Source organism: Pseudonocardia xinjiangensis, assembly GCF_012911925.1.
Taxonomy (GTDB): Bacteria; Actinomycetota; Actinomycetes; order Mycobacteriales; family Pseudonocardiaceae; genus Pseudonocardia; species Pseudonocardia xinjiangensis.
In genome coordinates, this window is record NZ_JAAXKY010000232.1 from 1 (window position 1) to 8075 (window position 8075).

Genomic DNA, 8075 nt, shown 5'->3' on the forward strand with positions numbered 1-8075 from the left:
CGCCGTCGCCCCCACCACCGGCCTCGGGTCCGGGCCCGGTACTCCCCCGGCCCTCCACGCCCGACGAGGCGCTGCGCCGCCTCCAGGAAGGCAATGACCGGTTCGTCGCGGGTACGCCGCTGCACCCGAACCAGAGCGTGGAGCTGCGGCAGCAGCTGACCGGGAGCCAGCAGCCCTTCGCCGCGGTACTCGGTTGCTCGGACTCCCGGACCTCACCCGAGCTCGCCATGGACGCCGGCATCGGCGACCTGTTCGTCTGCCGGGTCGCCGGCAACATCGCCACCCCCGCGGAGACGGCGTCCCTGCTGTACGCCCAGGCCGTGCTCGGTACCGACGTGGTGCTCGTGCTCGGCCACGACGACTGCGGTGCGGTCAAGGCGGCGATCGACGTCGCGGACGGCAAGATGCCCGCCGGGGAGTTCGCGCCGCTGACGGACCCGATCCAGCCTGCCGTGGCCGAGGCGCGCCGGACCGGCGCTACCGGCGCGGCGTTCCTGCACGAGGTCATCGCGGCCAACGTGCGCCTCGTGGTGGCCACCCTGCCCACCCAGAGCGCCGGGCTGGCACAGGCGGTGCGGGCCGGTCAGCTCACCATCCACGGCGGAGTGCTCACCCTCGCCTCCGGCAAGATCGAGCTGCTGGGCTGAGAGCTGCCCCGCTCAGGCGGGGCCGGTACGCGCCGCGGCGAGCACCACGGTGGCGTACCCCATCGTGAAGCCGCCTCCCATCGCGTCGATGGCGGCGCCGGTGCCCGCGAGCAGCTCCTCCAGCTCCGTAGCCGACAACTGGGCGGCGACGCCACCGGTGGGCAGCTGGTCCAGCCACTCGTCGCGGGTGTAGGAGCGCTCCCAGTCGAACCGCCACTGCTCCGGTTCGCCGAACGCGTCCACCTGCCGGATCCCGGCGACCGCCCTGGTCAGGAGCGTCGAGTACCCGTCGAGGGCGGGCGCCGCCCACGGATCGAGCGGAGAGCCGGGCATGACCTTCCGGTGCACCGCGGAGAAGGCCCGCGCCACCTCGGGCGGGGGCCGGAACACGTTCCAGAACGGCGCCAGCCGGCCGCCGGGCCGCAGCACTCGTGCCGCCGCGGCCGCGCCGGCGACCGGGTCCACCCAGTGCCAGGTCTGGCCGGCGACGACCGCGTCGAACACGCGGCCCACCGGATCCCAGGCTTCGAACGCGGCCACCTCCACCTCGACGCCGCTGCGCCGCGCGAAGCCGGCCATCCGCGCGTCGACGTCCACCCCGAGCACGCGGCAGCCGGCCGCCCGGAACTGCCGGCTGGAGATGCCGGTGCCGCAGCCGACGTCGAGGACGTCGGGCCCCGGGCTGGCGGCGACGATCGCCGCCACCATGGCGTCGGGGTAGCGGGGTCTCGTCCTGTCGTAGCGGTCCGGGTCGGACCCGAAGGACTCGGCCATCGCGCGGTGCTGATGCGGCTCCCGCCCGGACGGTAGCGTGGGCATGTGCCCACTTTAGTGGGCACATGCCCACTCATCGACGGGTGGGGTTCGACGAGAGGACGAGGGCACGGTGCCGACGGGAGTGCACATCCGCGATGCGCGCGAGCAGCTGTTCGACGCCGCCGAGCGCGTCCTGCTCCGGGACGGGCCGAACGCTCTCACCAGCCGTGCGGTCACCACGGAGGCCTGCTGCGCCAAGGGCGTGCTGCACCGGCACTTCGCCGACTTCGACGGCTTCCTCGCCGAGCTCGTGCTGAACCGCATCGACCGGATCGAGCACCAGGCGGCCGCGCTGCGTGGGTCCGCGGGCACCGGCACGGTCGCCGGCAACGTCACCGCCGCGCTCACCACCCTGTTCGAGTCGGTCGCCGTGGCGATCGTCGCACTGGTGATCTCCCGCGACGACCTGCGTGCCCGGCTGCGCCGGGCCAGGCCCACCGGCGGCGTCCCGGCCCTCACCGAGGCCGCGGCCATGATCGCCTCCTACCTCACCGCGGAGCGGACCCTGGGCCGCGTGGCGGCGGACGCCGACGTCGACACGCTCGCCCCCACGCTGATCGGGGCGGGGCACCTGCTGTTCGCCGACCGGAAATCCGCCCCGCCCCAGCCCGTAGCCATCCGCAAGGTCGTGGCCACGGTCCTCGCCAGCGTCGTACCGGAATCGCAGCGATAACCAGCCGGGAAGTTCACTCGAAAGACTGACATCAGATAACGGCTGCATCACGAACAGGTCTCAGCTCCTCCTGTGTGGCGGGTCCACGAGCAGGAGGTTCGTCATGGGCACGGTCGCAGCGCAGGACAAAAACACGATCGACCTCGGCGCACCCGCCGCCGAGCGCGACATCGATCGAGGGCTTGAGCACTACTTCCTCGAGTCCGACGCCTTCCGGCGCGTCCTGCGGGGCGAGACGACCGTGATCCTCGGCAACCGCGGCGCCGGCAAGAGCGCCATCTTCCAGATCGTCGCCCGGCGCAGCCGGGCCAACGGCGCACGGGTCATCGAGCTGGCCCCCGAGGACTACTCCTACGAGATGCTCCAACGCACCATGCAGACCGAGGAGCAGGGCTCATGGGCCAAGCAGGGCGCCTACGCCGCCGCGTGGAAGTACACGCTGCTCGTGCTGGTGATGAAGGAGCTGTGCAAGAAGCAGGTGCGGTCGAAGAACGCGTCCGAGGCGGCGATCCGGAAGTACGTCCGGGACCACCACCGCCAGCCGGGAATGGGGAAGCTCTGGGCGCTCATCTCCTACCTCAAGCGGCTCGAGGGCTTCAAGATCGGCCCGTACGAGGCGCAGGTCAAGACCAAGGAGCTGGAGCGGCTCTACAAGCTCGAGGAGATCCGCCACCTCGTACCCCACCTGCAGAAGGCGCTGACGGACCAGCAGGTGGTCGTCGTCATCGACGAGCTGGACAAGGGCTGGGACTCCTCCGAGGACGCGCAGGCGTTCATCTCCGGGCTGTTCCAGGCCTGCGTCGCGCTCAACGGGCTGTCGGCGAACCTGCGGATGTACATCTCGCTGCGCCAGGAGCTCTACGAGAACACGCCGTCGCTCTACGAGGACGCCCAGAAGCACCGCGACCTGATCGAGTCGGTGTCGTGGTCGGAGGCCGACCTCCGCAGCCTGATCGCCCGGCGGATCAGGTACTCCCTGCCGAGGCTCGCCGAGGCCACCGACGAGAAGTGCTGGAACGCCCTGTTCGCCGCCGGGCGTGGCACCAGACGGGACGACGCGTTCCGCTACATCGTCGACCGCACGCTCCACCGGCCCCGCGAGATGATCCTGTTCTGCACGCAGTGCCTCCACACGGCAGGCGAGCGCAGGTCGCCGCTCCCCCTGCGCATGGACACGATCGCGCTCGCGGAGTTCGAGTACTCGCGGGGCCGCACGCACGACGTCGCCGCCGAGCAGAGATTCCAGTACCCGGACGTGCTCAGCGTGTTCGAGGCGTTCCGGGGCCAGGTGCACACGTTCGAGCGGCGCAGTCTCGAGTACCTGTGCCTCGAGATCATCACGGGCGAGGTGACGGTCGGTGCCCGCGCCCGGCGGTGGCTGGCCGACTACGACGAGGACACGCTGATCGACGTGCTCTGGAAGATCGGCTTCCTCACCGCGGAGGTCGCGGCGGGCACCGCCTGCACCGACGGCCCACTCACCTTCGTGGGGCACCACCAGGCCCCGCAGCTCGACGTCCGCAACGTGCGCAGGTTCGCGATCCACCCGATGTTCCGGGCCTGCCTGGGCACGAGAGAGGTGGACGCCGACATCCCGTGCCGGCGCCACGGCGGCTGACCGGCGGAGAACCCCGGGGACGGGTCACCAGCCGGCCACCGACCCGGCGTCCACCGGCAGCGTCACGCCGGTGACGAACGACGCGTCGTCCGACAGCAACCAGACCACCGCGGCAGCGACCTCCTCCGGCTCGCCGATCCGCTGCATCGCCTGCGGCTTCATGATCTGCGCGAGCCGCTCGGGCGTCGCCCCGCGGGCGAACCCGGTCATGATCGTCCCAGGCGCGACGGCGTTGACCCGGATGCGATCCTCGGCGTACTCGACCGCGGCGTTCTTCGTGAGGCCCACCAGGCCGTGCTTGGCCGCCGTGTAGGGCGCGAGGCGCTTCACTCCGCGCAGCCCGGCGTTGGAGGCGGTGTTGACGATCGAGCCCCCTCCCCCACGCAGCATCTGGCGGATCTGGCGCTTCATCCCCAGGAACACCCCACGCAGGTTCACCGCGATGACCCGGTCGAAGTCCTCGTCCTCGACATCGGCAAGCAGCTCCCCACCACCGCCGATCCCCGCGTTGTTGTGGGCGAAGTCCAGCGCGCCGAACCGCTCCAGAACGAACGCCACCAGCGCGTCCTGGTCCTCGGCCCGGGACACGTCGCAGGCCTGGAAGTGGGCCTCCCCACCGGCGTCACGGATCAACCGCACGGTCTCCTCACCGGGCTCACGCGCCAACTCCAGATCCGAGACGACCACCCGGGCGCCCTCCTGCGCCGCCCTGATCGCCGTGGCGCGCCCGATCCCGCTCGCCGCACCCGTCACCAGTCCTGCCCTGCCGGTCATCGATCCCATCGGCTCGCCCCCTGGACGTCGTCATCGCCATCACCCGCGGCCCGGGCCCGGTTCGCCCGCCGACCTGCGGTCAGGATCAACCGGCGCACGCCGGTGACGGGAGCGGTTCCACGCGCGATTACCTGGTGATCCGTGCAGCCCGAGCGCCTTCCCCACCCCAGATTACGACGCGAGAACTGTCCTCGATCAAGCGCCGCTCCGCACGGCCGCTATGGTCGCCGCCACATCAGGCCAACGGATCTTCAGCGTTTCCCCGAATACGTCACTCCTGTCCCCCGTCGAAGGGCGAACTCCCCATGGTGCAGAAACCATTCGATGTCGTGATCGTGGGCGGCGGCACAGCCGGATGCGTGCTGGCGAACCGCCTCACCGCCGATGGCAACACCCGCGTCCTGCTCCTGGAGGCCGGGCGCCCCGACTACTGGTGGGATCTGCCGATCCAGCTGCCGATCGCCATGGGAATGCCGGTCGGCGACAAGCACCACGACTGGCTCTACGAGTCCGAGCCGGAACCCGGCCTGCAGAACCGGCGCCTGCACCACCCGCGGGGCAAGGGCATCGGGGGCTCCAGCGCCATCAACGGGATGATGTACCAGCGGGGCCACCCCACCGACTTCGACCGGTGGGGCGTCGAGTCCGGCACACCCGAGTGGGACTACGCGCACTGCCTGCCCTACTTCCGCAGGCTGGAGAACTGCCTCAGCGACGTGGACGAGTCCGTCCGCGGCCGCGGCGGCCCGCACACGCTCCAGCGCGGACCGGCCGAGGGCCCGATCTTCGAGGCCTTCCTCTCGGCGGCCGAGCAGGCGGGCCACAAGCTGCTGCCCGACCTGAACGGAACCGAGCAGGAGGGCTTCGCCCCGTTGGACCAGGGCGTGCGCCGCGGCCGGCGGGAGTCGGCGGCGCGCTCGTACCTCGGTCCGGCGCGGAAGCGGCCCAACCTCGAGGTGCGGTCCCGGACGATGGTCACCCGCCTCCACGTCGAGGGCGGCCGCGTCGTCGGCGTGCGGTACCGGCAGGGCACGGGCGGCGACACCGTCGTGCCCGCCCGCGAGGTCATCCTGTGCGCCGGAGCGATCGGCTCACCCCAGCTGCTGCAGCTCTCCGGCATCGGCGCGGCCCGGGAGCTGGAGGCGCTCGGTCTCCGGGTGGTCCACGACCTGCCCGGGGTGGGCGAGTCGCTGCAGGACCACCTGGCCGTCCACCTGCAGCACCTGTGCCGGGAGCCGGTGTCCATGGCCCCCATCCGCCGCAAGGTCCACTGGCCGCGGGTGGTCGCGGAGGCGCTGCTGTTCGGGCGCGGCCCGGGGAGCCGCAACCCGATGCAGGCCGGCGGCTTCGCCCGGAGCGGTCCGGAGGAGAGCCACCCCGACCTGATGTACCTGCTCGCGCCGCTGGCGATGAACAGCACCGAGCAGTCGGTTCCGCTCGACGAGCACGGCTACCAGCTGCACGTGGGGGTGATGCGCTCGCAGGCCAGAGGGTCGGTGAAGATCACGTCGCGGGACCCCGCACGGCATCCGGCGATCCTCCTAAACTTCCTGACCGAACCGGAGGACCGCAGGCGCTGGGTGGAGGCAGTCCGCATCGGGCGCGAGCTGCTCGCGCAGCCGGCACTCCAGCACCTCGACGGGGGCGAGCGCATCCCGGGACCCGAGGTCCGGTCCGACAACGAGGTGATCAGCTGGGTGACCCGCACCGCGAAGGTCGGGTTGCACCTCGCGTGCAGTGCCCGGATGGGCACCGACGACGGCGCCGTCGTGGACCCCTCGACGCTGCGGGTGCGCGGCCTCGACGGGCTGCGCATCGTCGACGCCGCGGTCATGCCGTCGCTCACCAACGCCAACACCTACGGCCCGGTGATGATGCTCGCGGAGAAGGCGGCCGACATGATCCTCGGCAACACGGCACTCGCGCCGGAGTACCCGGGCACCGCCCCCGGCCGACTCACCGTGGCCGGTCCGGACGCGGTCCGGCGGCCCGCCGGCACGGGGCGCGCACCGGCCTGACCGGACATGGGGAGAGCAGGCGACGGCCGCGTCGAGCGGGGCACGGGGCGATCAGAGCAGGGTGGACCGGCTGCCCTAATGTGCCGGTCCATGAGGAGCGCCGCCAAATGAGAAATGCCTTGGCGAGCTGGAAGTCCCCGCAGCACCGTGACGGATTGGCACTGGTACTCAGCTCGGCGCTGTCCTCGGCGGTCGGTCTCCTCTACTGGGTCGCCGCCGCGCGGCTGTTCGCTCCCGACACCGTCGGTGTGAACTCCACGATGGTCTCCACGCTCACGCTGCTCGGCAGCGCGGCACAGCTCAACCTGGGCAACGCCATGCTGCGCTTCGTCCCGGTGGCGGGCCGGACGGCGCGGTCGCTGGTGCTCAGCTGTTACGCCGTGGGGGTCGGGGCGGCCCTCGTCACCGGCGGGGTGTTCGCACTCGGGGCGGGATGGTGGGCGCCCGACCTGCTCGAGGCCGTCGGATCCGGCCCGCTGCTGGCGTTCTTCCTGCTCGCCACCCCCGTGTGGTCGGTGTTCGTCATGCAGGACTACGTGCTCACCGCGATCAAGCGGGCGACGCTCGTGCCCCTGGAGAACCTCGTCTTCGCGGTGCTGAAGATCGCCCTGCTCGCGGTGGGCGCGGTGCTCGCGATGTTCACCGCGATCGCCGTCTCCTGGGCGGTGGCCACCGCCGTGCTCGTGCTGGCGGTCACCGTATGGCTGCTGCGGGCCCTCCCGGCCCACGGCATCGCCACCGCGGCGAACGCCGTGCCGATCCGGGCCCGCACCGTCGTCGGGTTCGTGTCCGCCGACTGGGCAGGCACCCTCTTCTCGCTGTCGGTCAACTTCGGCCTGCCCCTGCTCGTGCTGGCGCGCCTCGACGCGGACGCCGCCGCCACGTTCGGGGTGGCCTGGCAGATCGCCTTCGCGCTGTACCTGGTGGCCAACGGGATGGGCCAGTCACTGGTGGCGCACGTGTCGGCCGACCCGCAAGGGCTCGACGAGGCCTACCGCGGCATGGTCAGGAAGGCGCTCACCCTGCTGGTGCCCGCCGTGATCGTGATCGTCCCGGGGGCCGGGCTGATCCTCTCGATCTTCGGCGAGCACTACGCGGCCACCGGCACCGCGCTGCTCGCGCTGAGTGCGCTGTCCGCCGTGCCGAACGTCGTGTCGATCGCCACGGTCAACGCCGCCAGGGTCCGCCAGCGCCGGATCGTGCAGTTCGGCGTCCCGGCGATGATCGCCGTCATCGTCATCCCGCTCGCCTGGATCCTGATGCCCCGGCTGGGCCTCACCGGTGTGGGCATCGCGCTGCTCGCCGGCCAGTCGACGGTGGCCGCCGTCATCCTGGTGGTGCGCCGGCTCCGCCCACAGCGCCCTCCGCGCTCCGCGTCGGGCGCCCCGCCCGCACCCGTGCTCCCCGACCTCGACCTGATCAACGCCGAGACCCTCCCCATCCCGATCGCGACCCGCGGGCTCCACGTCAACGGGTCGTCGGCGACACCGGCGAGGTCGCCCCTCTACGACCCGCCGACCGCCCCCGTG

General features: G+C 71.8%; 7 protein-coding genes. 5 read left to right on the forward strand and 2 right to left on the reverse strand.

The features are described from left to right. On the forward strand, positions 1-647 hold a 647-nt coding region (locus tag HF577_RS35635; protein ID WP_169400412.1), incomplete at its 5' end, for a carbonic anhydrase. Between the two features lie 12 nt (positions 648-659). Here the strand turns inward: HF577_RS35635 and HF577_RS35640 are convergent. Further along, positions 660-1421 (reverse strand): class I SAM-dependent methyltransferase, encoded by a 762-nt coding sequence (locus HF577_RS35640; RefSeq protein WP_211175358.1) that lies wholly within the window; start codon positions 1419-1421, stop codon positions 660-662. 112 nt (positions 1422-1533) lie between these two features. On the opposite strand from HF577_RS35640, the gene HF577_RS35645 reads away from it, so the two are divergent. Both HF577_RS35645 and HF577_RS35650 read left to right on the forward strand, forming a co-directional pair. After that, positions 1534-2136 carry a TetR/AcrR family transcriptional regulator gene (locus HF577_RS35645; protein ID WP_169400414.1) on the forward strand — a complete coding sequence of 201 codons (603 nt, stop codon included), beginning with the start codon at positions 1534-1536 and terminating at the stop codon, positions 2134-2136. 103 nt (positions 2137-2239) lie between these two features. Continuing rightward, complete coding sequence (locus tag HF577_RS35650) at positions 2240-3754, forward strand: P-loop ATPase, Sll1717 family (protein WP_169400415.1); 1515 nt, start codon at positions 2240-2242, stop codon at positions 3752-3754. 24 nt (positions 3755-3778) lie between these two features. Here the strand turns inward: HF577_RS35650 and HF577_RS35655 are convergent, their stop codons facing one another. After that, positions 3779-4528: an SDR family NAD(P)-dependent oxidoreductase gene (locus HF577_RS35655; protein WP_246267911.1), complete on the reverse strand. Its 750-nt coding sequence runs from the start codon at positions 4526-4528 to the stop codon at positions 3779-3781. Between the two features lie 305 nt (positions 4529-4833). Here HF577_RS35655 and HF577_RS35660 point away from each other — a divergent pair, with 305 nt between their 5' ends. Together HF577_RS35660 and HF577_RS35665 are read left to right on the forward strand one after the other, a co-directional pair. Next, positions 4834-6546: a choline dehydrogenase gene (locus HF577_RS35660; RefSeq protein ID WP_169400417.1), complete on the forward strand. Its 1713-nt coding sequence runs from the start codon at positions 4834-4836 to the stop codon at positions 6544-6546. A 155-nt stretch (positions 6547-6701) separates the two neighbouring features. Continuing rightward, the coding region (locus tag HF577_RS35665; protein WP_211175357.1) for a lipopolysaccharide biosynthesis protein at positions 6702-8075 on the forward strand (1374 nt) is incomplete at its 3' end.